Source organism: Protofrankia sp. Cj3 (assembly GCF_917627355.1).
GTDB lineage: Bacteria > Actinomycetota > Actinomycetes > Frankiales > Frankiaceae > Protofrankia.
The window spans coordinates 12,094-37,383 of the sequence record NZ_CAKJTR010000036.1 but is presented as its reverse complement, the minus strand read 5'-3'; the positions used below and the strand labels follow the sequence as shown (position 1 = coordinate 37,383).

Below are 25,290 nucleotides of genomic sequence, written 5' to 3'. Positions count from 1 at the left end.
TAGAACACCGCTACCTGGGCCTTCTCCGCCTCACGATGCATCCGTCTGTCATCCGGCACCCCCCGAACAACTTCCGGCGGCGACCACTAAGTGATCGCTGCCACCCGGCCAGCGCCCTTCGTCGGCGCCGGCTACATCAGGCTGGCAACGGCCCTGGGTTCTCCCCCGCCGCCGTCCGGCGCGGTCCAACGTCACCCCACCCGGTTCATTCGTGGGTGGCGTCATTGGGCGGCCGGTTGTCCGCCCTGTGGCCTCAGATCTCGCCACCGAGACCAGCGCCGATTGTTGAGCACGGCGCTGCTCCACCCGCCCGCGTGGCCATTCCCTGTCGGGTGCGGGGTCGATGCACCCGCCACGCACCGGCGAAGCGGTCAGCGTTCCTTCGCTTGCCCGACCTCAACCGGTTCCACGGTCGTGTCTGCCGGCATGATACGGAGAAGATCGTCGATCTCGTCGCGCGATCCGTGGGCCTGCGTCATCGCGAAGATCCTCGCACCCGGCAAGCGACGGGACTTGAGCTGCAGCAGCGTAAGACTCTGTTCACCCTCGACGACAATGTCGGCCGGCCGATCACCCGCCGCGTGGGATGCTGGTAGCTGTTCGACCAACGGCCGAGCGTTGGCGAGGGCAGCGAGCACAGTCGAGTCAAAGACGAACGCGAAGCCGCGAGCGGCGGCCGTTGTCGCTGCCTTGGCGACCTGAACGATCTCGACGGCTCCATTGGCGACGTGAAGGTCAAAAGTCAGACCGGTGGCCTTGCTGAGCTTCGCCAGTGTTTCGAGCCTTGGCTGTGTCTCGGCGATCTCCAGGCGCGCGATAGCGGGCTGCTTGAGGCCAACCTGCTCGGCGAGAGCCCGCTGTGTGAGACCGTGTTCGACCCGGTATGCGATCACCTGGTTGGCGACCTTCCGGGAGAACGCCAGCGCGTCCCACTCCTCGCGGAACTCCGGGTCCTGGCGGTGCTCTTCGATGACCTGGTCGAGGGGCTTGAGCTCCGACAACTTCATCAGTCCTCCTTCAGGTCGTTGAGCCGTTCCACGGCCACGGCGACTGCCCGCCTGTACTTCCGCTTGTCGTGGTGTCCGATGGCACCAACGATGACGAGCTTTGCCCCCATCCGCCGGTAGAAAGCCCGCCACGGGCTATTGCCACCTCGGGGACGTAGCTCCCACAGGCGGTCGGCGTCCACGACGGCACTGGTGTGTGGGAACGGTAGATCCGTACCGCGTTCTCGCAGCTTGTCGAGGGCGCTGTCGATCGCCGCGCGCTCGTTGGCAGGGAGCTTGGCCAACTCGTCGGCCGCATCGGGGTGGACCAAGACATCCCAGGGCATGCAACCATGATAACGACTACGTTATTACCGTTACCTTGGGACCTCAACCCCTGCTGGCACGGCTAGCGTCGTGAGACCGCCCACGCGGCCGGCCGCGTGGGTGGACGGGTCGTCACACGGGCGACATCCGACGATCGGCCGGCGGTGCTCCTCCCAGTAGCGGGCATCCTCACGCCGCGCCCGCTCCGACAGCGAACCGTCGAGTACCGCGGTGCTCTGTCGGTCGGGAGCGCGCTGCGCCGGAACCGCCGCCGCCTCGGCCTGGGAGGCTGCAGCGGTCCCGGCCCAACCGTGCCGCGATCTGTGGACCCGATATTCCCTCGGCAATCCGACGAGCCGCATTCCGATGCCACGGTGGCGTGCCAGTGGCCGTGGCCGTTCGCCGACCGCTCCAGCAGATCCATCCGGACGCACCGGACACGGCGGACACGGCGGGCTGAAAGCGGAAAGCGGCGGTTACTCCGCGCGGAGGACGAGGCCGTGCGCGTTGAAGAAGAAACCGCCAGGCGTGAGGATCGCCGTGTTCGCGCCGAGGACCTGACGCTCGCCAGCCTCCCCCCGCAGCTGCAGAACGGCTTCACGGATGTGCCCCGCGCCCTGCGTCCCACCTTCGGACAGGCTGCCGCCATGGGTGTTGACGGGAACCCTCCCATGGATCACCAAACTGTTCGTCTTGTCATCCCAGTTGTCGCGGATGAACGCGCCGGCCTCACCCGGCCCACACAGCCCGATGGCCTCCAGCCAGGACAACGTGATGAACGAGAAACCGTCGTAGGGGTAGTAGACGTCCATGTCATCAAGCCATAGATCACTGCGTGCCCGCAGCGTCTCGACCGTCACCCGCTGGCCGTGGTTGCGCAGCCCCGGGGTCTGGTCCTCCTCGTTGCGGTCGATGACACCAGCCGTCGCCGCGTGGATGAGGACGGGCCGGCCTGGCAGGTCACGGGCACGCTCGGCGGTCGTGATGACAAAGGCGACAGCGCCGTCGATCGGGACATCCATGTCGAGCAGGGACAGCGGCCAACGGATCATGCGGGCGGCCAGGTAGTCGTCCATGCCGATCGGGCTCCGCATGACCGCGTTCGGATTCCGCCCGGCATTGGACCGGGAGTTGACGGCGACGAGCCCGAAGTCCTCCCGGGAGGCGCCATACTCGTACAGATATCGGCTCGCCCACGCGGTGTAACCGACCGAGCCCCACACATCCTCCGGCGCGGGCGAGACACCCCCGGTGATCGACAGCATCCGCCGGAACGGATCCTTGGCCGCGGCCCGCGACGCCCAGGGCAGCCGGTAGAACGTGTGGTAGGCGATCACGGTGTTGCAGGCACCGGAGTACACGGCGTTCATCGCTTCCAGGATCACCTGGACGAAGGAGCCCTCCTGGGGCGGGCTCGTCCACCACGTGGTCTCGGGGATGCCGAGCGCCGACTGGACCTTGTAGGCAATCGGGACCGCGCCGGCGATGCCGTCGATGTCGGCGGCGGTCAGCCCCGCGTCCTCGATCGCCCGCGTGCACGCTTCGGCACACAGCGAGAGCTGGGAGCGTTCGCCCGAGTCACGGGAGAACGCGGTGGCGCCCGTGCCGGCGAAGGCCACCTTGTCCTTGACGGGATACCGCGTCATCGTCCAGGTCTCCTGATGATCGTCTCGGGCAGGTCAGGCAGCGGCGGGCGCGAAGGCGGGGAAGGGGTTGCCGTCACGCTCGATCCAGGTGAGTGTCACCGGCAGCCCGATACGCAGGGTTTCGCGGTCGGCGTTCACGATCGTCGTGGAGAACCGCAGGCCCTCCTGCTCGGCGAGCTCGACCACCGCGACCGGGTGCGGCGTCGCGTAGTCGACGCCCGCGGCCGGCGGGCCCTGATGCAAAAAGATCAGTAGGTGGATGACGCCCTCGCCCGACACCTCGGTCGCGGTGATGTCGCGCGACCAGCACGACGGGCAGATCGGCCGCGGCGGCTGGTGCCACCTGCCGCAGGCGTTACAACGATTGACCAGCAGCTTCCGTTCGAGCAGGCCCTGGTAGAAGTACTTGTTGTCATGATCTACAGCAGTCCGGGGGTAGCGTTCCAGGACCTCAGCGTCGCTGATCCCACTCAACACGGTCTCCTTCACGCCGTCGCACGGCGGGTCCGCGGTGCGGCACGCCCGGACCGTACCTGATATAGATATATTCTGTAACCGTATCGGACGCACACGCCAGTCCCCACGAGGGCCGTCGCACTCTCCGGTCGCCGCGTGTGGACGCTCGAGGATTCGATCATCCTGGGAGATCCACATGGCAGAGGCCGCGCGACTGCCCGACTACGACGAATTCGGGTTCTTTGAGGAGAATGCCCGGGATGCGGGCCTGGCCTGGGCCGGCCCCCCACGGGTACGCCGGGAGAACGTCGATGTGGACGGCGAACGGATCAGCGCCCTGGTCTGGGGTGATGGCCCCGCCGAGCTGGTGTTCCTGCATGGCGGGGCGCAGAACGCCCACACCTGGGACACCGTCGCCCTCGCGCTCGGCCGCCCGCTGGTGGCCTTCGACCTGCCTGGTCACGGCCACTCCGGCAAACGGCCGGACGGCGACTACTGGCCGGTCCGCAACGCCGACATCCTCGCCAGCGCCATCGCCGAGCTCGCGCCACGAGCCGCGGGCGTGGTCGGCATGTCCCTCGGCGGGCTCACCGGCATCCGCCTCGCGTCCGCCTACTCGCAGCTTGTCCGCCGGCTTGTGGTCGTCGACGTAACGCCGGGCGTGACGCTGGCGAAGAGCGCCCCGATCGCGGCGTTCGTCAACGGCCCGGAGTCCTTCGCCTCCTTCGAGGAGATCCTGGAACGGACGGTCCGCCACAACCCGACCCGGTCGGTCAGCTCCCTGCGGCGCGGCATCCTGCACAACGCTCACCCGCTCCCGGACGGCCGCTGGGCCTGGCGATACGACCGGCTGATCCCCACCGGCGGCATGCTGGACTTCAGGCCGCGCTGGGATGACCTCTCGGCGCTGCCGGCGCCGGTGATGCTCGTGCTGGGATCGGCCTCCGGCGTTGTCACTGAGGACGACGTGGTCGAGTTCCGCCGCCGCCAGCCCACGGCCCGCGTCGAGACCGTGCCGGGTGCGGGGCACTCCGTCCAAGGTGACCGCCCGGTCGAGCTGGCCCGTCTCATCAGCGACTTCGTCTTCGGCGCCACCGATGCCAGCCGCTGACCCTGGCCGCCGCCACCCACCACCAGGGTGGCTCCCTCCGCCGCCTCCCGATGCACGCACCCCGGCTCCGCTCCCTGATCGAACGCCCTATTGCCGGAGCCTCTTATACGACCGATACAAGCTGTTAGATTGTTCACCTAATTAATCACCCGCAGAGGAGCGCCCCACCACCCTTCCCCGCAGCGGGAACCAGGACGGAGCACGGGAGTTCTCGTGCCGGTGTGGCCCGTGGCCTTGGAGAGCTGTATTGATGATCCTCGATGGTTTGACAGTGCTCGAGCTGGGCGCCGGCAGTATCGCCAGCTCCCTGGCGGGGATGATCCTCGCCGATAACGGGGCCCGGGTGCTCAAGGTCGAGCCACCCGAGGGCGACCGTCTGCGCACCCAGTCACCAGCCGGTTTCCTGGTCTGGAACCGGGGCAAGGAAAGCCTCGTCGCCGACCTGCGCACCGCCGCGGGCCGGGCCGAGGCCGCCACCCTCGCGGCCCACGCCGACGTGCTGATCGAGAGCTTCGAACCCGGCGTCGCTGACAGCTGGGAGCTAGGCTGGGAAACCCTGCACGCGGCCAACCCGTCGTTGGTCTACTGCTCGGTCAACGGCTTCGGCTCCACCGGCCGGTACGCGCGGTTGAAGGGCTACGAGGGCGTCGTGGCGGCGAAGGCCGGAGCGTTCGCCCGGGGGCAGTTCGGCTTCCGGCCAGGACCGATCTTCACCGCCGCGTCGATGGCGAGCACGGGCGCCGCGCACATGGCCGTCAGCGGTGTTCTGGCGGCCCTGGTCGTCCGCGAGCGGACCGGGCGCGGGCAGCGCGTCGAGGCCACCCTGGTGCAGGGCCTCAACCCGGTGGACTACTTCGGGACGATGCACTGGCAGTACGCGAAGAACACCGGCAGCCAGCCGCAGGTCATCCTCAACCCCCGCGGCGGGGCGCTGGCCGCTACCCGGTACGGCCTGACGATGGCGACCAAGGACGGCCGCTTCATCATCAGCAACCCGCAGCTGCCCCATCAGGCGCGGGCGCTCACCAGCGTCCTCGGTCTCGAGAGCACCCATACCAACCCGCTCTTCGCGCATGCCCCGCAGTTCAGGACCCCGCAGGACGCGCAGCAGTGGGAGGACCTCCTCAGCGAGACCCTGCGGAGGAAGACGCTGGCGGAGTGGGTACCGCTGCTGGAGGCCAACGCCGACGTCCCGTTCGAGGTTGCCGCAACCTGTGAGGAGGGCCTCGACCACCCGCAGATCGTCCACAACGGCGACTCCATCGTGGTCACCCATCCCGAACACGGCCCGATCCGTCAGGTGGGCCCGGTCGCGGCCTTCAGCAGGTCACCGTCACGGATTGACCGCGCCGCCCCCGCGCTCGGCGTCCACAACGGCCCGTTCACCGGCCCCTGGGCGCCCGCGGCCGCAACCGGACCCGCCCCGGCCCATCCGCTCGCCGGGGTGACCATCGTCGAATTCGGCTACTTCTTCGCCATGCCCTTCGGTGTCACCCTGGCCGCCGCCCTGGGTGCGCGCGTCATCAAGGTCGAGGGCCTCACCGGCGACCCGATGCGCAGCTCCTTCGGGGTGAAGGAGAGCGGCGGCGTGCGGACGATGGCGGGCAAGGAGAGCATCGCCGTCGACGTGTCGACAGACGAGGGCAGAAAGATCTTCTATGCGCTCATCGAGAAGGCCGACGTCTTCGCGCTCAGCTTCCGGCCAGGGGTGGCCGAACGCCTGAAGATTGACTACGCCACGCTTTCCGCGATCAACCCGAAACTGGTGTATCTGCACGCCACCGGATACGGCGTCAGCGGGCCCTACAGCTCCCGTGCGCTGTACGCCGATTCGGCGAGCGCCGTGGCCGGGAGCCTGCACAAGCAGGCCTCGTACTGGCTCGATCCCGACCTCGTCAGCGGTTTCGACCTGGCCGAGCTACAGGCCATCGTCCAGCCGCGGCTGCGCGGTCTCACCGACGGGGACTCGAACGCCGCGCTCGCGGTCTTCTCGGCTCTCCTGCTGGCGATCATGCACCAGCGGCGGACGGGTGAAGGACAGTTCGTCGCCACCTCGATGATCTGTGGGAACGCCTACGCCTACTCGGACGACTTCAACGCCTACGCGGGCAAGCCGCCGGCTCCCGCGCTCGATGCGGAGCAGCATGGCTACCATGCTCTTTACCGCCTCTACCGGGCGTCGTCCGGCTGGGTGTTCCTGGCCGCGCCGACCCAGCGGGAATGGGAGACGCTGGTTGGCGGGATCAAGCGCCCGGACCTGCTGGAGGACGCCCGCTTCGCCACGGTGGACAGCCGGTTGGACAACGACGAGGAGCTTGCCTCGATCCTTGCGGATGTGTTCACCGCTGACACCGCGCAGGCGTGGGAGGACCTCCTCGTCCCCGCGGGGCTCGCCTGCGTGACCGTCTTCGAAGGCGGTGTCTCCGCGTTCACCTGCACTGACGAGACCATGGTGGAGACCGGGCTGGTGGTGGAGGTCGACCATCCGCTCTTCGGCCGGATCCGGGTACACGGCCTGCCCGTGGCGTTGTCGGAAACCCCGGGCCGCATCAGCCGCAGCTGTCTGCTTGGTGAGCAGACCGAGGCGCTGCTGACCGAGTTCGGTTACGACGCGGAGGCCATCGCCGCCCTGACGGACGCGAAGATTGTCGCGGGCGCTGATATTCCCTCGTGACGCAGGCGAGACATCCGACGGGCGGCGTGACGGATCCAGCGGTCGCGCCGCCCGTGCCCGCGCGGGCACAGCTGACCGCACGCACCGGCACCGGCTGACCGGCTGACCGGCTGACCGGCCGCAGGTAAACCGCTACGGGTGCGTTGGCGGGCCAGCATCGGTGTGACGGGTGCCGGGCGGGTCGACCGCCCAGGTCGTCGTCTCGCCCCAACCGTCCTCGAAGACCATGTCCCGCAGCGGCTGGCGGCGAACAGGGCCGTGCCGCCCCTGCGGCCGGCCGAGCGCGATCGTCCCGGCGATGAAAACCCCGTCGGGGATCTCCAGCAACCGGCGGAGGTCCGGCTCCACGAGCCGGTGCCAGCCGGTGAGCACGCCGCCATAGCCCAGCGCCCGCGCGGCCAGCAGCAGGTTCTGGCAGGCCGGGTAGATCGACCCGCCTTCCGCCGGGTTCGGCTCGCGGTAACGGACCAGGCATGGAAGCACGATGACCGGCACGCTTTCGAAGGTCTCCACGAAATGCGCCATGGCCGCGGCCATCCGCGCCTTCGGCGTGTCGGGACGCGTACCGCTGCCGCGGTCGTAACCGTCTGAGACGACCTTTCTCGTCCACTGCGCTCGGGCTCCCCGGCCGATCAGGGCTCGGGCCGCCAGCGCGCGCGGGCCGTCACGCAGCACAAGGAAGCGGAAGGGCTGGCGGTTCGAACCGCTGGGCGCGCGGGATGCCGCGAACAACATGGTGGCGAGCGCGTCCTCACTGACCGGCTCCGGGCGGAACCGGCGGATGGCCCTGGTGGTGGCGATTCCCTCAAGCAGGCCGACAGTCTCTTCGGATGGGATCATGGCGCGACCGCTCCAGCGGGCGGCGGAACCTGATCCCGCGGGCGGGCGCTGGCGGTCACGAGCACGAGGAGCTCGAGAAGCATCGAAGCCGTCACGCCCCAGACGCTGCCTCTCGAAAGATCAAAAAAAGGAACCGCGAAGCCGCCGCGCGGACCGGTCCACCATTCTTCACGGTACACACCGTCCGCCATCAGCCCAGCGAGCGCAACGTCGAAGACATCCTCGACCTCGCTGTGGTTGACGCGCGGAACCGGCCGGGCCGCGAGCGCGCCCACCACCGGGGTGATCTGGAACCTCGTCAGCTCAGCGGTGTGCCCGCCCAGCTCACCGAGCAGGTCGACGCCCGTGGACGGGAGGCCGATCTCCTCCCAGGACTCCCGCAACGCAGCCTGGCGCGGTGCCTCACCCGCGTCGCACACCCCACCGGGGAAGGCGATCTCGCCCCGGTGGGTCCTGACCGCGCTGGAACGCTCGATCAGGACGACACGGGTTTCGCCCGCCTCCTCGAACAGCGTCAGCAGGACCGCCGCCGCCCGGATACCCGGCCGTTGCGGTACGCGAGGTGGGTCTTCCCGCTGGCGGAAGGCACGCCGGATGGTGCCGATACCGATCCCCTGGCGCCTCGCCATGGGCAGATCGGCCCACGGCGACGGCGTGTCAAGACGGCTACGGGGACCCGAGAAGACGTCCCCGTACGGTGGCCGCCCGCCGGTCGGCTCTCCCGCAACGGAACGACTATGATCAATCCTGACGGAATCCGGACCGACGCGCCCGGTTGCCGTGGCCGGGTGGCCGGTTTCCCCGGCGGTCACGCCTTCTCGAAGAGCTTCTCCGCGTTGCCACGCAGGATCTTGCGCTGCTGCTCCGGTGTGAGTGACGTGACCAGCTGGGCGAAGTCGGCGGGGTCGGCCAGCCCTTCCGCGTGCGGGAAGTCCGAACCCATGACCAGGCAGTCAACATCTGGAAGATCTCTAACGATCTTGGCGATGTTGTCCTCCGGATAGGGAGCGACCCGGATGTGACGCTGGAAAATCGCGCTGGGACGCTCGGTGAGACGCCCGCCGATCCACGGCCCGTTGCGGCCCATCCCCCGGCTCTTGTCCATGTGCTCGATGAAATGCGGTACCCACGAAGCCCCGAACTCGGCGACGAGCACCATCAGGTTGGGGAAGCGTCCGAAGATGTTGTCGTAGATCAGTGCCGACAACGTGTCCTCGATAGGCCGCTCGCCATAGAGGTTGTTCCACTGCCACGCCGACATATGCCATGCCGCAGGGAAGGCGTCATAGCCCCAGGCGGGTGCGATGTGCTCGTTGTACCAGTTCTCCATGATGTGGAAGGCGACGGTCACGCCGGCCTCGTTGAGGCGGGCCCAGATCGGGTCGAAGTAGGGGTCACCGGGCGAGCGGCCGTTCACCGGACCGGTCGGCAGCAGCACGACCCTGGCGCCCCGGGCGAGGACGTCGTCCAGCTCCGCGACAGCGAGGTCCAGGTCGCGCAGTGACAGCAGCGCCGGGCCGTAGATGCGGTCCTTGTACGCGAAGCCCCAGTTCTCCTCGAACCAGCGGTTGAAAGCGTGCACATTGGCATAGGCCGCGGGCACGTTCTTCACGTAGTTCTCGACCGACAGGGCCATCGCGGACGGGAAGACGACGGCCCGGTCCACCCCCTGGGCGTCCATCAGTTTCAGGCGCACGTCGCGGTCGAGGTACTCCGGACGCATGGGCTCGGGCTCGTAGGTCTCGTCCGGGTTACCGGACGCCATCTGGCGCAGCATCTCCTTGAGGGATCCCGGCCGGTAAGCCAGGTCGAAGCCGAGGCCCTGTTCCGAATTGAAGGTCGCGACCCGGTCCGCAGCCATGATCTTTTCCACGCCGCCCTCGAACCTGATCGGCCGGACCGCGTGCTCGGACCACTCCGCCGGAAGGTACCTCGTGAAGGCATCCCTGGTCTCGTAGCAGTGCGTATCGCAGTCAAACAGGCCAAAGTCGAGCCCTGCCATCGGAGTCTCCTCGCATCCATCCTCGCGACTCTACGAACCATTCAGTCTAATTAGCATACTAGTAGCCCTGATCGCAGGCCAGCGACCATGCCCTCACGGCGACCGCTTCCCGGCAGGGCCCGCCACAGTGCCGCGGGTGCCGACCGCCACCACCGCTACCACCGCTACCACCGCTACCACCGCGCGACATCCAGAGTCGACCTCCGGGGCCAGCCCCGCGACAGAGCCAACCCCTTGCACTAGGATGCGTTAATTAGGTTATATGTTTCGATGAGCCAGACCCTGGATTCCGGAACCCCGACCGGAAGAGCTCCATCGGCTCCGCCGGCCGGACTCCCAGACAACGCGCCGACCAGATGACGACGGAGCGCTGTCAACCTGGGCGGACGGCCGCGGACGTGCCCCGGAGGTGACCTTGCGACACACGATCCGCATGCCCGATCACCCACCGTCGCGCGCGACCACCCGCGCCCTGGGTAGCGAGGACCATGCCCACCGGGCGGAGGGCGGGGACACCGAGGCCCAGCGAGGGACGCGCCGAGATCACAAAAAGATCACCGACCGCCCCTCGGCAGCCGCCACCCGCGAGTGGACCCCTCGATGACACCGTAAAAGCTTGTTTGTATATATGATTTGGGGCAAAGGTCTATGAGTATCGGGATGTTGCTCGATATGGCCGCGACGGCCTTCGGTGACCGGGTGGCGTTGGGAGGGCGCGGCGACGGCATCACGTTCGAACACCTGGTCCGGGTATCAGCCGGCGGCGCCACGCTGCTGCGCTCCTCCGGCGCCGAGCGGGTCGCGTACCTCGGTGGCAACAGCACGGCCTTCCCCGCTGTCCTGTTCGCGGCGGCAACGGCCGGGATGCCGTTCGTCCCGCTGAACTACCGTCTCGGCGAAGACCAGCTGGACGGGCTGCTGGGCGAATTACACGGCCCGGTCGTCGTCTGCGACGAGGCCTACCAGGACGTGGTGGCCAGAAGTGGTCTGAAGGTCCACCGCAGTGAGGAGTGGCTGGCCACCGCGGCGCTCGCGGAGCCGTCCGAGCCGGTGGATGTCGATGATGAAGCACCGGCGGTCCTGCTGTTCACCAGCGGGACGACGTCCAAGCCGAAAGCGGTTGTGCTGCGGCACTCCAACCTCGTCTCCTACGTCCTGCAGACCGTCGAGTTCGGCTCCGCGGAGCCGGCCGAGGCGGCACTGACCAGCGTTCCTCCGTATCACATCGCCGGTGTCGGGACCGTGCTGACGAACATCTACTCCGGCCGCCGTCTCGTCTACCTACCGAATTTCTCCGCGGGCGCCTGGCTGCGCCTGGTGGCCGCGGAGCAGGTGACCAGCGCCATGGTCGTACCGACGATGCTGGCCCGCATCGTCGAGGAGCTCGCCGGTGCGCGGGCAGCGACACCGACGCTGCGCTCGATCGCCTACGGCGGCGCCCGGATGCCGCGTCCGGTCCTGGAGAAGGCACTCGCCGCATTCCCGGACGCCGGCTTCGTCAACGCCTACGGGCTCACCGAGACGAGTTCGACGATCGCGATCCTCAGCCCAGATGATCACCGTACGGCACTCCTGTCGCCCGACCCGGCGGTGGCGGCCCGGCTGTCCTCCGCGGGTCGTCTCGTTCCCGGGGTGGAGGGCGAGATCCGCGACTCGGCCGGCGCGCCCACCGGTCCCGGCGAAGTCGGCGAGCTGTGGGTGCGCGGCGGCCAGATCTCCGGGGAGTACCTGGGGCTGGGATCCGTCCTCGACGCCGACGGCTGGTTTCCCACCAGGGACAGGGCCTGCCTTGACACCGGCGGGTACCTGTTCATCGAGGGCAGGGCGGACGACACCATCATCCGCGGGGGCGAGAACATCGCGCCGGCCGAGATCGAGGACGTGCTGATCCACCACCCGGCGGTGAAGGAGGTCGCCGTCATCGGCCTGCCCGACATCGAATGGGGCGAGCGCCTGACGGCCGTTGTCGTCCCGGCGGCGCATGCGACGCCGGAACCCGATGACCTGCGCGCCTGGGTTCGGGCCAGGCTTCGCGGCTCGCGCACCCCCGATGAGGTCATCTTCCGCGACGGCCTTCCCTACACGCCCACGGGCAAGCTCCTGCGCCGTCAGCTGGTCGCCGAGATCGGCAGTCCCACGACATACGAGAGGACGTGAGCACAGCAATGCGGCTCAAGACAGGTCTGCGGCTGCGGAGCCAGGTCTGCGCCACGGAAGTGATCGTGGTCCGGCCCGGCTCCAGCGAGATCGACCTGACCTGCGGCGGTCATCCAATGATCGGATCCAAGGAGACCCCCGCCGACGGCCTGGACCTCAAACCCGAACTTGCCGGCAGGACCTTGCTGGGCAAGCGTTACACCGACAAGGACAATGAGATCGAGATTCTCGTCACCAAGGCGGGGGCGGGCAGCATCGCCGACGGGCTGGCCCCGCTGCTGCTCAAGGAGGCCAAACCACTTCCCTCCAGCGACTGACCCAGGCGAACAGCGCCGTTCCCTGGGCAGGAGCTCCCCGGTCGGGGGCTGTCCGGCGCTTTCGACGATCGCGCTGGGCATCCCCCGGCCGTCGGGATCCCACCCCCGCGAGGTCCCACCCCGCGAGGGCCTACAACCGCGCGCGGTCCAGCGTCGCGCGCAGCGCGTCCATCAGGATCCGTCCAGCGACGGCCGGCCCCTGGGCGAGGATCTCGGCGCTGAGGACCTCGACCCCGATCGGTGCCCGCACCTGAGCGTCGTCGAGGATGCTGAGGAAGCCGGTCAGGTCGAAACCGCCCACGCCAGGCAGCAGCCGGTGCTGGATGTCCTCGAGCGGCGGGCCCACCGGTGTCACGGCGGCATCGCTGAGCTGCACCGCGAACACCCGGTCGGCGGGTATTCGGCGTAGCAGCTCCGCGTCACCAGCGCCGGGGCCTCGGTTGTGGTGCCAGGCGTCCACGAGGATCCCGGCGTTGCGCCGGTCGGCACGGTGTGCGATCTCCCACGCCGTCCCGATGTCACTGATCGTTGCCCAGGCCACCGCCTCCAGCGCGACGTCAAGCCCGTGGTCGGCGGCACGGTCGCACAGGCCCGCGAACTTCTCCGCGGCCTCATCCAGCTCGACCACATCCCCGAAGTGGGTCGCCACCAGTGTCTTCGCCCCCAGCGACCCACCCGCCTGGAGATACTCGGCCTCGGTGAGGACCTGGTCCAGAAAGGCGGGCTGATCAACCGGGGGTGGCGTGAGCCAGTCACCGACCGCTTCTATCTCGGTCAGGACAAGGCCGTTGTCATCCAACATGGCCCTGATATCGGAGTCGGACAGCCCCTCGCGGGTGCGGGCCCGGCGCAGCGAACGGCCGAGGATCGAGATCCCGTCGAAACCCGCTGCTGAGGCCGCGGTGACGACATCGCGGAAACTCAACGGCGCCACCGAGACATTGCAGAGTACGAGCTCGCTGTCCGCGGCTGCGGTAACGGCGGACCGCTCCCCGGTCACAGGCCGGCCAGCACGTCGGCGTAACGCGCACGGGCCTGCTCCTCAAGGGCGATCAGGTGGCTGGTCGGGAAGAGGCCGTCTGTCGGCTTGTGCCGCTTGAGCACCTCACGAGCAAGAGTGATCTTGTGCACCTCCGTCGGGCCGTCGGCGATGCCGACGGTGTAACCGGCGACGAGCATGTCGAAAAACGGCATCTCCTTGGTCAGGCCCAACGAACCGTGCAGCTGCAGGGCTCTGGAGGTGACATCGAGCAGTACCTTCGGCATGGCCGCCTTGATGGCGGCGATGTCACCGCGGACCTGCCGGTAGTCCTGGCATTCGTCGATCAGCCAGGCGGTCCGCAGGACCAGCAGCCGGAACTGCTCGATCTGGATCCAGGTGTCGGCGATAGCCTCCTGCACCAGCTGCTTGCGCGCGAGAACCTCACCTTGGGTGAAGCGGGACAGCGCCCGCTCGCACATCATGTCGAAGGCCCACTTCACCAGGCCGACGGTGCGCATGGCGTGGTGAATACGGCCGCCACCGAGCCGGACCTGCGCGACCTCGAAACCGCCGCCCCGCGCACCGAGCAGATTCGCGCGGGGTACCCGCACGTTCTCATACGAGATGTAGCCCTCAGTGCCTCCACCGGCCTCCTCATCGATGAGCTCGACATGGCGGATGAACCGGATACCGGGCGTGTCCGTGGGGACGATGAACATCGACTGCTGCCGGTACGGGGAGGCTTCCGGATCGGTCACCGCGACGACGATCAGGAAGGAGGCAAAACGGGCGTTCGAGGAGAACCACTTCTCTCCGTTGATCACCCATTCGTCACCGTCCAGTACCGCTCGGGTCCGAAAAACCTTCGGGTCGGCACCACCCTGCGGCTCGGTCATGGAGAAACACGAGACGATCTCGTTACGCAGCAGCGGCTCGAGGTATCTCGCCTTATGTTCGTCCGTGCCGAAGTGCGCGAGGATCTCGCTGTTGCCCGAGTCCGGGGCCTGGCACCCGAAGACGCTCGGCGCGCAGCGCGAACGGCCGAGGATCTCGTTGAGCAGGGCGAGTTTGAGCTGGCCGTAGCCGGGGCCACCGAGTTCCGGGCCGAGGTGGCAGGCCCACAGGCCCTGCGCGCGGACCTTCTCCTGCAGTGGTGGGATGAGCGCGGCACGGATGGGGTCGGTGAGATCGTAGGGCTGGCGGACCAGCCGGTCGACGGGCTCGACCTCTGTACGGACGAAGTCGTCGGCCCAGTCGAGGAGCTGCTGGTACTCGGGATCCGTCTGAAAACCCCACATCGGTGGCTCCTGTCGCTGTCTGGTTATGCGCTCGGTGAGGCCACGGCTCCCGCCGGACCATGGTGAACGCCGAGTTCCGGCCTGCGACGAAGCTGCACCTAATCGTTATATGTTTTATATTTAAAATGAAGCATGCCCGCAACCACGGCAAGCCTGCGGAACAACCTGCCACCAGCAGGAACGCTCGACAACAGAAACGTGGATCAAGGAACGGGGTCGGGGTGGATGGATCGCGAGACGGCGGAGGGAGTCACCCTGGTGGTGAGTAACGACCGACGAGCCGGGGTACCCGCGCATCCCGCGGCGATGGATGGGGAGCGATGCCGCGAGGCGCGTGTCCCAGCCCCGCGATGCCGTGTCCCTGTTGCCGGGCGCCCGCACGGCGCACTCGCCGGATGAGGGACGACGGACCGCGTTGGACGGGCTCGGACTTCCAGCTGCCGCCCAGGGCTGACGGTGAGGTGGCGCTGTGTGGCGCCTGCTCCCGCAAGGGACACTGCCGCCTGGGGATGGTCCGCGAACGTCTCGGCGACGACGGGGTGCTGCGGGCGCATGTGACCTGTTCGGCCGAGAACGAAGGCGGCCCGAACGTCGCCCACGGCGGGTGGACGGCTGGGATCATGGATGAGGTGCTGGGCCACCTCCCCATGCACACGGGGATACTGGCTGTCACCGCCGCCCTTGAAATCACCTTCATCCGGCCGGTGCCGGTGGGCCGTGACCTGGTGGCGTCATCCTGGCTCGACCGGCGTGCGGGCCAGCGCCTGTACGTGATCGGTGAGCTGCGGCTGGCGGCCACGAACGCGGAGCTCGCCGCGGCCAAGGGCGTCTTCGTGGCGCGCGACCGCACACACTTCGACCGTCAGCAGGCCTGGCTCGCCCAGCAGGACGCCGACAGCGCCAGCGGGACGCGGCCAGCGGCGGGCAGCACCTCGACACCACCAGATCGGGAGGCGGGCCCGACCGGGAACCAGCCGACAAACCCCACACACTGATCCACGCCCCTGCTGCCGGGCACGCTAACCAGGCACGGGCCGCCCCGAGCGCCGGCCGGACAATCTCGCTTCCAGATAGATCGCCAGTCTGGTCACCAGATAGTTGATGAGGATGAAGATAGCGGCGAGGAGCAGATAGGTCTGGATCGGGTTGTGCAGGGTCTGGACGGTGATCAGGCCACGGCGCAGCAGTTCCTCATAGGAGATGAAAGCGCCGAGCGAGGTGTCCTTGATAATCACAACAAGCTGGCTGAGCAACGCTGGCAGCATCGAACGGAAGGCCTGCGGGAGCAGAATGACCCGCAGCGTCTGGCCGCGGGTCAGGCCCAGCGCCGACGCGGCCTCCGTCTGCCCCTTCGGTACCGCAAGGACACCCGCTCGGACGATCTCGGAGATAACCACGGAATTGTAGGCCGTCAGACCGATCACGATGTACCACAGCAGCGGTAGCCTGACTCCATAGGCTGGCAGAACCTGCGCGGCGAAAAAGACCGCGATGACCACGGGGACACCGCGCAGCAGCTCGACCGCCCCGACGACAGCCCAGCGGTACCACCGCGCGGCGGAGATCCTGGACATCGCGATGAGGACCCCGAACACCAGGGAGAAGACCGCGGCCAGGGCGGCGGCTGTCAACGTGTGCAGCAGGCCGCCGCCGAGCAGGCGCCACACATCCGGGAAGTCCTTGTCGCCCGGGTTGAACAGCGGGCTCCATTTGCCGCTGTTGAACTGGCCGTTCGCCGCCAGCCGACGTATGACCAGCGCTCCGAGCCCGATCAGGGCAAGGGCGGCGACGGCGCTGGCGATGGCTATACGCCGACGCCCGCGAGGCCCCGGGACATCGTGAAGAACCGAGCCGCTCACCGGGCCACCCTGAACCGTTTCTCCGCCGCCAACAGAAGCAGACCGGCGGGGATGATGATAATCAGATATCCGAGCACGACGCCGGCGTAGACCGGCAACGCGGGTTCGCCCCGCGCGCCGTTCAGTGTGTTCGCGACGCTGTAGAGCTCGCCACCGACCCCGAACGCACCGACGATCGCGGAGTTCTTCACCATCGCGATCGCGACATTGCCCAGCGGGGGGATGACCGCCCGGATCGCCTGCGGAAGAATAACCAACCGCAACGACTGGCTGAAGGTCAGGCCGATCGAGCGGGCAGCCTCGGCCTGACCTGTGTCAACCGCACCAATTCCGCTGCGTACCGCCTCACAGACAAACGCGGCTGTGTAGATGGTGAGCCCAGCGGCCCCGAATATGAAGTAGGAGCCGTTGACGCCCACCTCCGGCAGGCCGAAAGCGAAGGCGAACAGGACGATCGTAAGAGGACAGTTGCGGACCAACGTGACATAGGCGGTGCCCACCGCGCGCAGTGGTGGCACCGGCGACACCCGGAATCCCGCCAGCACGATCCCGAGCACCAGCGCCGCCACGGCGACCAGGGCGCAGATCTTCAATGTTCCCAACAGACCATCGGCATACAGGCCCAGGTTGTCGGTGATGACGCCCATGGTGGCTCCCGGGGTATGTCAGTTCCGGAGAGGTCCTGACGGGGTGCGGTGCTTAGATCACGAACAGGCGGTGAGCGCGGGCAGGGACGGCGTGGCCCTGGCAACCTTGCCCGCGGTGGATTCCCAGGCCCTGGCATAGCGTCCGTCCGCCGACGCCGCGGTCAGCTGCGAGTCGATGAACTGGCAGAAAGCGACGTCGCCCTTTTTGATGCCGATGCCGTAGGGCTCGGTGGTGAAGGGTTTGCCGACAAGCTTGAAGGCACCCCCGCCGGCATCGATAAGACCCAGCAGGATGACGTTGTCAGTGGTGACGGCATCGACCTGACCGGTACGCAACGCGTCCGCGCACTTGGAGTAGACGTCGAAGAGCACGATCTTGGAACCGTCGACATAATCCTTGATTTTTTCGGCTGGCGTCGACCCGGAGACGGAACAGACCTTCGCGTTCGCGGCGCGTAGCGATTCCGGTCCGGTGATCGTGGTGTTGTCTTTTTTCACCATGAGGTCCTGACCGGCCTGGTAGTACGGCCCGGCGAAGCTGACGAGCTGCTTGCGCTTGTCATTGATCGTGTAAGTGGCGACGACGAAGTCGACCTTGCCCTGCTGAATCGCCCCCTCGCGCTGGGCCGACGGCGTCTCAACGAAGGTGATGTCGTCCTGCTTGATCCCCAGCCCGGCGGATATGATTTTTGCAATTTCCACGTCAAATCCGGCGACCTTGCTGTCCAGGCCTTTCAGGCCGAACAGGGGCTGGTCGAACTTGGTACCGACGGTGATCTTCCCGGCCGCGGCGAGCCTCGCCATCGTGGTATTGGCCGGGAAGGTTGGTTTGCTCTGGGCACTGGCAGGTGTACCGGTTGTGCTGCCGCTGCTTCCGCAGCTGCTGATGGCGAGCACGACAGCGCCAGCGAGCGTGACCGTCACGAACCGTCGCCGACGTGGGCGCGGCCGGAGCTGATGCTGCTCGATCAGAAAGCGTGGGAACCGCATGGTCGTCCTCCGTGGGGATACGTCAGCTACAGAAGAGGCCGGGATGGCCGGGATGGCCGGAAGGGGAAAGAGACGATGCCGGCGGGTACGCCGAGATCAGTTGGTGAGAATACGAGCCAGGAAGTCGCGAGCCCGCTGTGTCCGTGGGCTGTCGAAAAAGTTTTCTGGAGCGCCCTCCTCGAGAATGCGACCGTCAGCCATAAATACGATGCGGTCCGCGGCCCGCCGCGCGAACCCCATCTCGTGCGTGACGACCACCATGGTCATGCCGTCACGCGCGAGCCCCGCCATGACGTCGAGCACCTCGGCAATGTACTCCGGGTCAAGCGCCGAAGTGGGCTCGTCAAAAAGAATCGCCTTCGGCTCCATGGCCAGCGCCCGGGCGATCGCCACACGTTGCTGCTGCCCGCCGGAAAGCTGTGCCGGATAACTGCCGGCCTTGGCGCCGACACCCACCCGATCGAGCAGTTCCCGGCCTTGGCGCTCGGCTGCCTCACGCGGGATTCGCTTGACTTTTGTCGGCCCGAGAATGACGTTCTCCAGAGCGGTCTTATGGGCGAATAAGTTAAACGATTGAAAAACCATACCCACCTCGGCCCGGAGCCGCGCGAGCGCGCGGCCCTCCTCGGGCAACGGCTCTCCGTCGATCATTATCCGGCCGGCGTCAATGGTCTCCAACCGGTTGATGCACCGGCACAGCGTCGACTTACCCGATCCGGACGGACCGACGATGACCAGCACCTCGCCGCTGTGCACGGTCAGGCTGATCCCGTGCAACGCCTGAAAAGCACCGAAGAACTTCTCGACGCCGGCCATGACGATCAGGGGTTCTCCCCGCGCGCTCTTCGCCACGTTCAGCCCTTCGGTCGTCAATGTCCAGCAACACTATGGGGTAGTTGGCCCCACTGTGTCGCGGCTATGGGGCAGCTGGCCCCACCGTGTCGCGCCGGTGGTACGGACCGCCCGGAACGGTCACGGGATGGCTGGCGGCGCGGCCAGGTCAACGGTGACAGCCTGGCGACGATGGCACCCCGGCATGGCGCGCATGCGACAGGAGCGGCGTTACGAATATGTCCCAGCTGGCCCGCCCCCCACATTTCCGACCGATGACGTCGCCGAAGCAGCGTACTGGCACAGAGGCGGCGAACAGGCTGAGGCGGGGCTGGCGGGAAGGTATCCCGAGGGCACGACATCGGACCGGCTCCTTCCCGCCGGGGAACAGCGCCTCCGCCGAAATCGAGACGCTTCGGAGTGCCATCGGACCGGCCAAGGATGCCAGCATCCGCTGATTCGACTCAATGAGATCTTCAAGATTTTTGGGATCTTTCCATCAAACAATAGACACACAACACATTACCGAATGTGAAACAGAACCTGACCAGCGAAGGCCGCCAGCCCAACGGTTGCTGCCCGCCCTGGGCCAGGACAGGCGTTGGCGCGGTTGACGGCCAGCCCATGTGCCAGAGTTCATTGTGATTCGCCTCGCTCCCGGCCGCGCTTGCCCGGGATGCGACGCGCGTCGTTTCGCTCCTTGCCGGCACAGTGGATGATCGCAGTACCTGGACAGACGAAACCGCAAACCGCTCGTGGAACCCAGCCATTCGATGAGGTGAAGACCCGCCGTGACCAAGCATCGCCGGGGCCCGATACGGGTCAGGCTGAATCGGCGGCCGGCCGTCGCGAATACCGTCCCTGGCCCGCGGCCCCGGGCGGCGCGGCCCCGGGCGCAGGTACTCACGATGCCGGTGGTGGCGATCGCGGCCCTTCTGCTCATCAGCGGCTCCGCCGCCACCTCGCAGGCGGATCCCAGCGCGGGCCCGCAGGCGGGGCCGGCGCGGCAGCCGGCGGATGGCGGCGGTTTCGCGATGCCGGCGGATGCCGGCCCAGCTGGTTCCGGCAGCGCTGGCGCCGCCTCCGCCTCGAGCACACACGCCCTGGCCATGGCCGCGGCCACCGGCGCCACTGGGGTCGTGACGCTCGGTCCCGGCGACAGGGGAATCCCGGACCGGGTGCTCACGGCCTACCGCAAGGCGGCCGAACGGACCGCGCGCGAGCGGCCCGGTTGCCATCTGAGCTGGCCGCTGCTCGCGGGGATCGGCAAGGTCGAATCCGGGCACGCCGCCGGCCACGCCATCAGCACCGATGGCACGGTCACTCCATCGATCATCGGGCTGCCCCTCGACGGCAACGACGGACGCGCTCTGATCCTGGACACCGACGATGGTGGCTGGGACGGTGACAAGCTCTTCGACCGTGCCGTCGGCCCCATGCAGTTCATCCCCTCGACCTGGCGGGTATCCGGCCGGGACGGGAACAGCGACGGCACGCGGGACCCGAACAACATCGACGACGCGGCCCTCGCCACCGCGGGCTACCTGTGCGCGTACAACCGCGACCTGACCAACCCGGCACAGCTCCAGTCGGCGGTCCTCGCGTACAACCCGTCGGACGACTACGTCCGGGCGGTCCTGGCGTGGACGGATGGCTACAACGACAGCGGAGCCGCCCCGCTGCCCACCCCGCCCGGCACTGGGACACCCGCGCCGAGCGGCGCACCGGCACCCGCACCGACCATCATGGTCACGCAGACGCCGCAACCGCCCGGAACACCCACGCCCACGCCGTCCGCGGCCTGCCCCGCGATCGCCGTCGGGACCGCCACGCTGGCCGCGACACCGATCAGCCTCGACGACACCGTCGCCGGTTACGAAGCCCTCGACGTCACCGGAGTTCTCACCACCACGGGTACCACTCCGGTCACCGCTGTCGTCGACGCGCAGCTGTCCGACAGCCATGGGTGGACGATCACAAGTATCCGCACAGTCGTCACCGCCGATACCGCCGCAGTGGCCGCGCCACGACAGCTCGCCCGCTTCGACGGGCAGGCCATCGGCGAGGCCGGCGCGGATGGTGCCCTCACCGTCACTGTCACCGTCACCCCGGAACTGGATGGCGCGGGCTGCGCGTCTCCGCCCGCCACCGCCTTCGAGGTCAGCGGCCTGAACGCCGCGGATTTCGTCGGCTGGGCCACCACCCCGGCGCGCCTGCGCGCCCGCCTGGCCGGCTACACCCAGTCGGGCCAGGTCGAGCAGGCCACGGCCGACGCGTTGGGCGCACTGATCCCCGCCACCGTCACCGGCCCCGGAACGCTCACGCCCTTTCTCGACCGCCTCAGGGGCGCTACACCTGCCCAAGTCGGCGACGAAGCGCGCACCCGGCTGACGAGTATCGCCGGACGCCTGAACGACCAACAGACGCAGAACACACCGTCGCCCGCGCCCGCGGCTACACCAAATCCCACACCCACACCCACACCGGCACCGGCACCGGCCAGCAGCGCACCAAATCCGGCCACCGTATCCACCGGCCCGGCATCGGCATCGGCCGCTCCAACCGCCACCGACGCCGCGGCACCCTCCCCCACGTCGACCCAGCCACCGGCAGCACCGCCGCCGGCATAGAGCCGGTCAGAGCGTGTGTGAGATCGGGCTTTCGATCAGTGAGCCGCGGCCAAGCGCCCCCTGGCAAGGCGGCAGGCCGAAGCGATACCGGATGAGTCGTATCGGTGTGGCCGACAACGCGGCCAGGGGGCACCTGGACGCGGCGAGCCGGAATGACGATCTCACACGCGCTCTCAGATATCGATCTGATACCGCAATCAAGGAAAATCAACAAAAAATCAACAGATGAGCTCCTGGCGACGAAGTGATGTAAACGGTATGGACTGGCCTGAATCCACCCAGCTAAGGTTCGTAGCGCTGGGTGGGGACCGCAGCGACGGGGCGTCGTCATTCCCGTCCTTGGCCACGGAGGGGTCTTGACCCAGTCACCACCTGCCGGTACGTCCACGTCACGCCACCGCCGGCCGACACACGCGCTACCGGTACAGCTGCACTGGTATTCCATCGTTGCCGTGCTCGCCGGCACCGCGGCCGTGCTCAGCATCATCACCAGCTGTCAGCCGACCGAGCTCACAGGCCAGCCGCTTCCGAGCGCGGCGGCGTCCGTGACAGCGCCGGGGGCACCAGGTGATGGAGAGCCCGCCCGCCCAGGCACGCCGCCGGCCCCGTCATCCTCGACCGCACCGGCGACCACTCCCGCCCAGCTGGCACCGACAGCCTCGACCTACGCCACCAGCCCGGCCCCGAGGCCATCGGTGGCGGCTGCCACCCGGCCGGCAGCGCAGCCCGTGGCGCAGACCACGACGACGGTGGCACCCGGCCGGATCAGGCCGGGAGCGACCTACACCGGCTACGGCACGTTCTACTCGCTCAGCGGCGCGGGGAACTGCCTCTACGAGGACGCGGGCGCGGACGCATCCCACTCATACGCGGCGCTCAACGACGCCGACTACGAGAACGCCCGGATGTGCGGCGGCTACATCCAGGCCACCGGCCCCCGTGGCACCGTCGTCGTGAAAATCGTCGACCGGTGCCCCGAGTGCAAGCCGGGGGACATCGACTTCAGCCCGGAGGCATTCGCCACGATCGCAGATCCGGTGGCCGGCAGGGTCCCGATCTCGTGGCGGCTGATCAGCCCAGCGAACATCGGCAATATACAGTACAAGATCAAGGAAGGGTCGTCCCCTTACTGGCTGGCCATCCAACCGCGCAACCACCGCAACCCGGTGGTCTCGCTCGAGATCAGCGTCAACGGGAGCTGGCAGGCGCTGTCGCGGGAACAGTACAACTACTTCCTCGCGCCGAACGGTCTGGGCGCGGGCCCGTTCAGCGTCCGCGTGACCGATATCTACGGCCAACAGATCATCAACTCCGGGATCACGCTCAGCCCAACGGCGGTGCAGGCCACCTCGTCGCAGTTCGCCCAGCACTGACGGCGAGCCGCGGCGTGGGGGAAGGCGTGGGGGAAGGCGTGGGCCAACGTCCTCATGCCGCTGGCGGGCTCGGCGGACGGGCTACGTCACAGCCAGGCCGAGCAGCTCGCGGACCTCGTCGTCCGTTGTCTGGGCAAAGTCCGCGTAATACTGGCCGACCGCAAAGAAGGTCGACGGCGTGCTGAGGCAGACGACTCCGTCCGCGACGAGCCGTATCTGCTGGCAGGCACGCTCAGAGGCCACCGGCACAGCCACGATCACCCGCGCCGGCCGGCGTCGGCGAACCGCGTCGACCGCGGCGCGCATCGTGGCTCCGGTGGCCATGCCGTCATCGACCAGCAGGATGACGCGACCGGTGACGTCGATGGGAGCCCGGCCGTCGCGGTAGGCGTGTTCCCGACGGGCGAGCTCACGGCGCTCGGTGTCCGCCACCTGCTCGATCATCTCCTCGCCGATGCCGAGACCTCTGATCACCTGGTCGTTGCGGACCAACGTCCCACCGGTGGCCAGCGCTCCCATCGCGAGCTCGGTGTGCCCAGGCGCGCCGAGCTTGCGGACGAGAAAGACGTCCATGGGCGCCCGCAGCCGCTGGGCGACCTCAAAGGCGACCGGCACGCCCCCCCGGGGCAGGGCGAGGACTACGGCATCCCCCCGATCGGCGTGGCCAGCCAAGGAGTCAGCCAGGGCTCGCCCCGCCGATCGCCGATCGACAAACAGCTCCGCCACCATCACCTCCGGCCATCACCGTTACCGCTACCGGCCTGACCGCCGCCGCCGCTGCTGCTGGCCTCCTCGGCGCGCGGACGCACCTCGGCGTCGGGACCGGGGTAGGTGAAGGTGACATGCTCGGAGTCGGACCAGCTGACCAGGAACGGCGGGTCACCGGATGGGGACCGCACTTCGATGATCTCACCGAACCGGTCCGGCCTGCCCAGTGTCCGCCCGTGGATGACCAAGGTGTCGCCCGGGTGTGCCCGGATCAGCCGCCGAGACCTGGTGATGCCGCCGTCACCAGCAGGAACGGCTTGGCCCATCCCCGCGACCGGGGTTCTGCGATGGCGGGCTATGACCTCCTGGGCAAGCGGTCGGATCAGATCCTCGATCCGCCGAGCATCCCGGATGAGCAGGTCGTCAACGGACAGAATACCGATGATCTGATTACCGTCGAGGACGGGGAGCCGACGCAGCGCATGCTCCCGGAACACCTCATAGGCACGCGCGAGCTCCACGCCGACGGACAGGCTGAGGACGTCGGTGGTCATGAGTTGGCCGACGGAAGTCTCCACGGGAACGTCCCGAGCAAGACCACGCAGCACGATGTCACGATCGGTGACAATTCCAACCAAATGATCATTATCGGTGACGAGAAGCACACCCACCCCGTGGCGGTCCATCTCCTGCGCCGCTTCCCGAATCGTTCTGGTCCGCTCCACCGTTACCGCCGGTGCGCTGACAACGCTGAGTACGTCCGTCATCGACGCTCACCTCCCCGGCCTGGACCTCACGGCCCGCGCCCCGAAGGTCACACTTCGAGACCGCCGACGACCAGTCCGCCATGTTGTGGGTGACATATGCCTGCAATACGGGTGCATCCTGCGCCGTTGACCGCTGGCATCCGGGCCCGGCCCAGACTCCCCCGGACGGGAAAAACCATGATCATAAAATGCCGGCCTCGTCCCGTCCTTCTGGGCATCCCCGTCCGCGATGCTCGGCACACCCCCCTACCGAGGGTCTTTTCAGGTGCCTCGGTTGCTATGAGCGACCGGCCACAGAGGACGCGGCATCGGCGGGATTTCGACCGCTACGGGTTGGACGATTCGGAGTGCCGTGCCGGTGGAAGGTGGCAGGAGTCAACCGACCCACGCGACCGGCCTCCGGTCGCCTCGGCAAAGGAGGACGCATCGTGACCACGATCGTGACACCCGGCGGTGGGCCGGCCCGGGGTGCGGCCGGGCCGGGCATTCCGGAGCCCGTTCCCGGCCCCGACGTTCCCGGCCCCGGGCCGGCACCCGACACGCCGGGACAGGGACCAGGGCCCGACATCCCCGATCCCCCGCCAGGACCTGATCTGCCACCACCCGTACCCGGCCGCGCCCGGTCACGGCCACGGCCACGGCCACGGCCAGCAACATTGATCAGTATTCGGACAGTTCAGCGCGTGCGG

22 protein-coding genes and 1 pseudogene are annotated in these 25,290 nt (G+C 67.9%); 8 read left to right on the top strand and 15 right to left on the bottom strand.

All coding sequences use genetic code 11. From position 1 onward, the window contains the following. Nucleotides 1–371: 371 nt before the first annotated feature. The 4 genes from MJ783_RS07355 to MJ783_RS07340 all read right to left on the bottom strand — a co-directional run bounded on the left by MJ783_RS07355 (nt 372) and on the right by MJ783_RS07340 (nt 3,436). A complete protein-coding gene (locus MJ783_RS07355; RefSeq protein ID WP_239309426.1) occupies nt 372–1,007 on the bottom strand; it encodes a helix-turn-helix transcriptional regulator in 636 nt (211 codons plus the stop codon). After that, complete coding sequence (locus MJ783_RS07350) at nt 1,007–1,333, bottom strand: type II toxin-antitoxin system RelE/ParE family toxin (protein ID WP_239309424.1); 327 nt, start codon at nt 1,331–1,333, stop codon at nt 1,007–1,009. Before MJ783_RS07350 ends, MJ783_RS07355 begins: the two co-directional genes overlap by 1 nt. Nucleotides 1,334–1,789: 456 nt before the next feature. After that, nucleotides 1,790–2,959 (bottom strand): thiolase family protein, encoded by a 1,170-nt coding sequence (locus MJ783_RS07345; protein ID WP_239309423.1) that lies wholly within the window; start codon nt 2,957–2,959, stop codon nt 1,790–1,792. 33 nt (nt 2,960–2,992) lie between these two features. After that, nucleotides 2,993–3,436, bottom strand: a complete 444-nt coding sequence (locus tag MJ783_RS07340; protein WP_239309429.1) for a Zn-ribbon domain-containing OB-fold protein — start codon at nt 3,434–3,436, stop codon at nt 2,993–2,995. A 175-nt stretch (nt 3,437–3,611) separates the two neighbouring features. On the opposite strand from MJ783_RS07340, the gene MJ783_RS07335 reads away from it, so the two are divergent. Continuing rightward, nucleotides 3,612–4,526, top strand: coding sequence for an alpha/beta fold hydrolase (locus tag MJ783_RS07335; protein ID WP_239309421.1), 915 nt, complete (start codon nt 3,612–3,614; stop codon nt 4,524–4,526). 250 nt (nt 4,527–4,776) lie between these two features. Further along, complete coding sequence (locus MJ783_RS07330; RefSeq protein WP_239309419.1) at nt 4,777–7,200, top strand: CaiB/BaiF CoA-transferase family protein; 2,424 nt, start codon at nt 4,777–4,779, stop codon at nt 7,198–7,200. A 132-nt stretch (nt 7,201–7,332) separates the two neighbouring features. On the opposite strand, the gene MJ783_RS07325 is transcribed toward MJ783_RS07330, so the two are convergent. Genes MJ783_RS07325 through MJ783_RS07315 form a run of 3 tightly spaced genes read right to left on the bottom strand, consistent with a single transcriptional unit; the run spans nt 7,333 to nt 10,042 of the window. Then, nucleotides 7,333–8,040 (bottom strand): nitroreductase family protein, encoded by a 708-nt coding sequence (locus MJ783_RS07325; protein WP_239309417.1) that lies wholly within the window; start codon nt 8,038–8,040, stop codon nt 7,333–7,335. Further along, entirely contained in the window at nt 8,037–8,852 is an 816-nt protein-coding gene (locus MJ783_RS07320; protein WP_239309415.1) for a CoA pyrophosphatase, read from the bottom strand. Before MJ783_RS07320 ends, MJ783_RS07325 begins: the two co-directional genes overlap by 4 nt. After that, nucleotides 8,849–10,042: an amidohydrolase family protein gene (locus MJ783_RS07315; RefSeq protein WP_239309413.1), complete on the bottom strand. Its 1,194-nt coding sequence runs from the start codon at nt 10,040–10,042 to the stop codon at nt 8,849–8,851. Before MJ783_RS07315 ends, MJ783_RS07320 begins: the two co-directional genes overlap by 4 nt. 648 nt (nt 10,043–10,690) lie before the next feature. Here MJ783_RS07315 and MJ783_RS07310 point away from each other — a divergent pair. Continuing rightward, nucleotides 10,691–12,199, top strand: coding sequence for a class I adenylate-forming enzyme family protein (locus tag MJ783_RS07310; protein ID WP_239309412.1), 1,509 nt, complete (start codon nt 10,691–10,693; stop codon nt 12,197–12,199). A gap of 8 nt (nt 12,200–12,207) precedes the next feature. Further along, complete coding sequence (locus MJ783_RS07305; protein ID WP_370651474.1) at nt 12,208–12,516, top strand: hypothetical protein; 309 nt, start codon at nt 12,208–12,210, stop codon at nt 12,514–12,516. Between the two features lie 130 nt (nt 12,517–12,646). Here the strand turns inward: MJ783_RS07305 and MJ783_RS07300 are convergent, their stop codons facing one another. Together MJ783_RS07300 and MJ783_RS07295 are read right to left on the bottom strand one after the other, a co-directional pair. After that, nucleotides 12,647–13,516 (bottom strand): sugar phosphate isomerase/epimerase, encoded by an 870-nt coding sequence (locus MJ783_RS07300; protein ID WP_239309408.1) that lies wholly within the window; start codon nt 13,514–13,516, stop codon nt 12,647–12,649. Continuing rightward, nucleotides 13,513–14,796, bottom strand: a complete 1,284-nt coding sequence (locus MJ783_RS07295) for an acyl-CoA dehydrogenase family protein (RefSeq protein ID WP_239309406.1) — start codon at nt 14,794–14,796, stop codon at nt 13,513–13,515. Before MJ783_RS07295 ends, MJ783_RS07300 begins: the two co-directional genes overlap by 4 nt. 395 nt (nt 14,797–15,191) lie before the next feature. Between MJ783_RS07295 and MJ783_RS07290 the strand changes: the two genes are divergently transcribed. Further along, on the top strand, nt 15,192–15,791 hold the full coding sequence (locus tag MJ783_RS07290) for a PaaI family thioesterase (protein WP_239309404.1): 600 nt from the start codon (nt 15,192–15,194) through the stop codon (nt 15,789–15,791). Between the two features lie 24 nt (nt 15,792–15,815). On the opposite strand, the gene MJ783_RS07285 is transcribed toward MJ783_RS07290, so the two are convergent. The 4 genes from MJ783_RS07285 to MJ783_RS07270 all read right to left on the bottom strand — a co-directional run bounded on the left by MJ783_RS07285 (nt 15,816) and on the right by MJ783_RS07270 (nt 19,108). Next, complete coding sequence (locus MJ783_RS07285) at nt 15,816–16,655, bottom strand: amino acid ABC transporter permease (protein WP_239309403.1); 840 nt, start codon at nt 16,653–16,655, stop codon at nt 15,816–15,818. Next, nucleotides 16,652–17,302 (bottom strand): amino acid ABC transporter permease, encoded by a 651-nt coding sequence (locus MJ783_RS07280; RefSeq protein WP_239309402.1) that lies wholly within the window; start codon nt 17,300–17,302, stop codon nt 16,652–16,654. Before MJ783_RS07280 ends, MJ783_RS07285 begins: the two co-directional genes overlap by 4 nt. Nucleotides 17,303–17,359: 57 nt before the next feature. Further along, on the bottom strand, nt 17,360–18,226 hold the full coding sequence (locus MJ783_RS07275) for a glutamate ABC transporter substrate-binding protein (RefSeq protein ID WP_239309401.1): 867 nt from the start codon (nt 18,224–18,226) through the stop codon (nt 17,360–17,362). A 162-nt stretch (nt 18,227–18,388) separates the two neighbouring features. Continuing rightward, nucleotides 18,389–19,108 carry an amino acid ABC transporter ATP-binding protein gene (locus tag MJ783_RS07270; RefSeq protein ID WP_305039295.1) on the bottom strand — a complete coding sequence of 240 codons (720 nt, stop codon included), beginning with the start codon at nt 19,106–19,108 and terminating at the stop codon, nt 18,389–18,391. A gap of 932 nt (nt 19,109–20,040) precedes the next feature. Here MJ783_RS07270 and MJ783_RS07265 point away from each other — a divergent pair. After that, nucleotides 20,041–21,753, top strand: a complete 1,713-nt coding sequence (locus MJ783_RS07265) for a lytic transglycosylase domain-containing protein (RefSeq protein ID WP_239309400.1) — start codon at nt 20,041–20,043, stop codon at nt 21,751–21,753. 356 nt (nt 21,754–22,109) lie between these two features. After that, a complete protein-coding gene (locus MJ783_RS07260; RefSeq protein WP_239309399.1) occupies nt 22,110–23,126 on the top strand; it encodes an expansin EXLX1 family cellulose-binding protein in 1,017 nt (338 codons plus the stop codon). A gap of 81 nt (nt 23,127–23,207) precedes the next feature. Here MJ783_RS07260 and MJ783_RS07255 read toward each other — a convergent pair whose 3' ends face one another. Continuing rightward, the gene (locus MJ783_RS07255; protein WP_239380325.1) at nt 23,208–23,855 is read right to left on the bottom strand and encodes a phosphoribosyltransferase; all 648 of its coding nucleotides are present in this window, start codon (nt 23,853–23,855) and stop codon (nt 23,208–23,210) included. After that, the gene (locus MJ783_RS07250) at nt 23,855–24,601 is read right to left on the bottom strand and encodes a DUF1918 domain-containing protein (RefSeq protein WP_239309397.1); all 747 of its coding nucleotides are present in this window, start codon (nt 24,599–24,601) and stop codon (nt 23,855–23,857) included. The genes MJ783_RS07255 and MJ783_RS07250 overlap by 1 nt, the downstream gene beginning before the upstream one ends. 428 nt (nt 24,602–25,029) lie before the next feature. Here MJ783_RS07250 and MJ783_RS07245 point away from each other — a divergent pair. Next, nucleotides 25,030–25,290 (top strand): annotated as a pseudogene (locus MJ783_RS07245) (hypothetical protein); the annotation flags it as partial.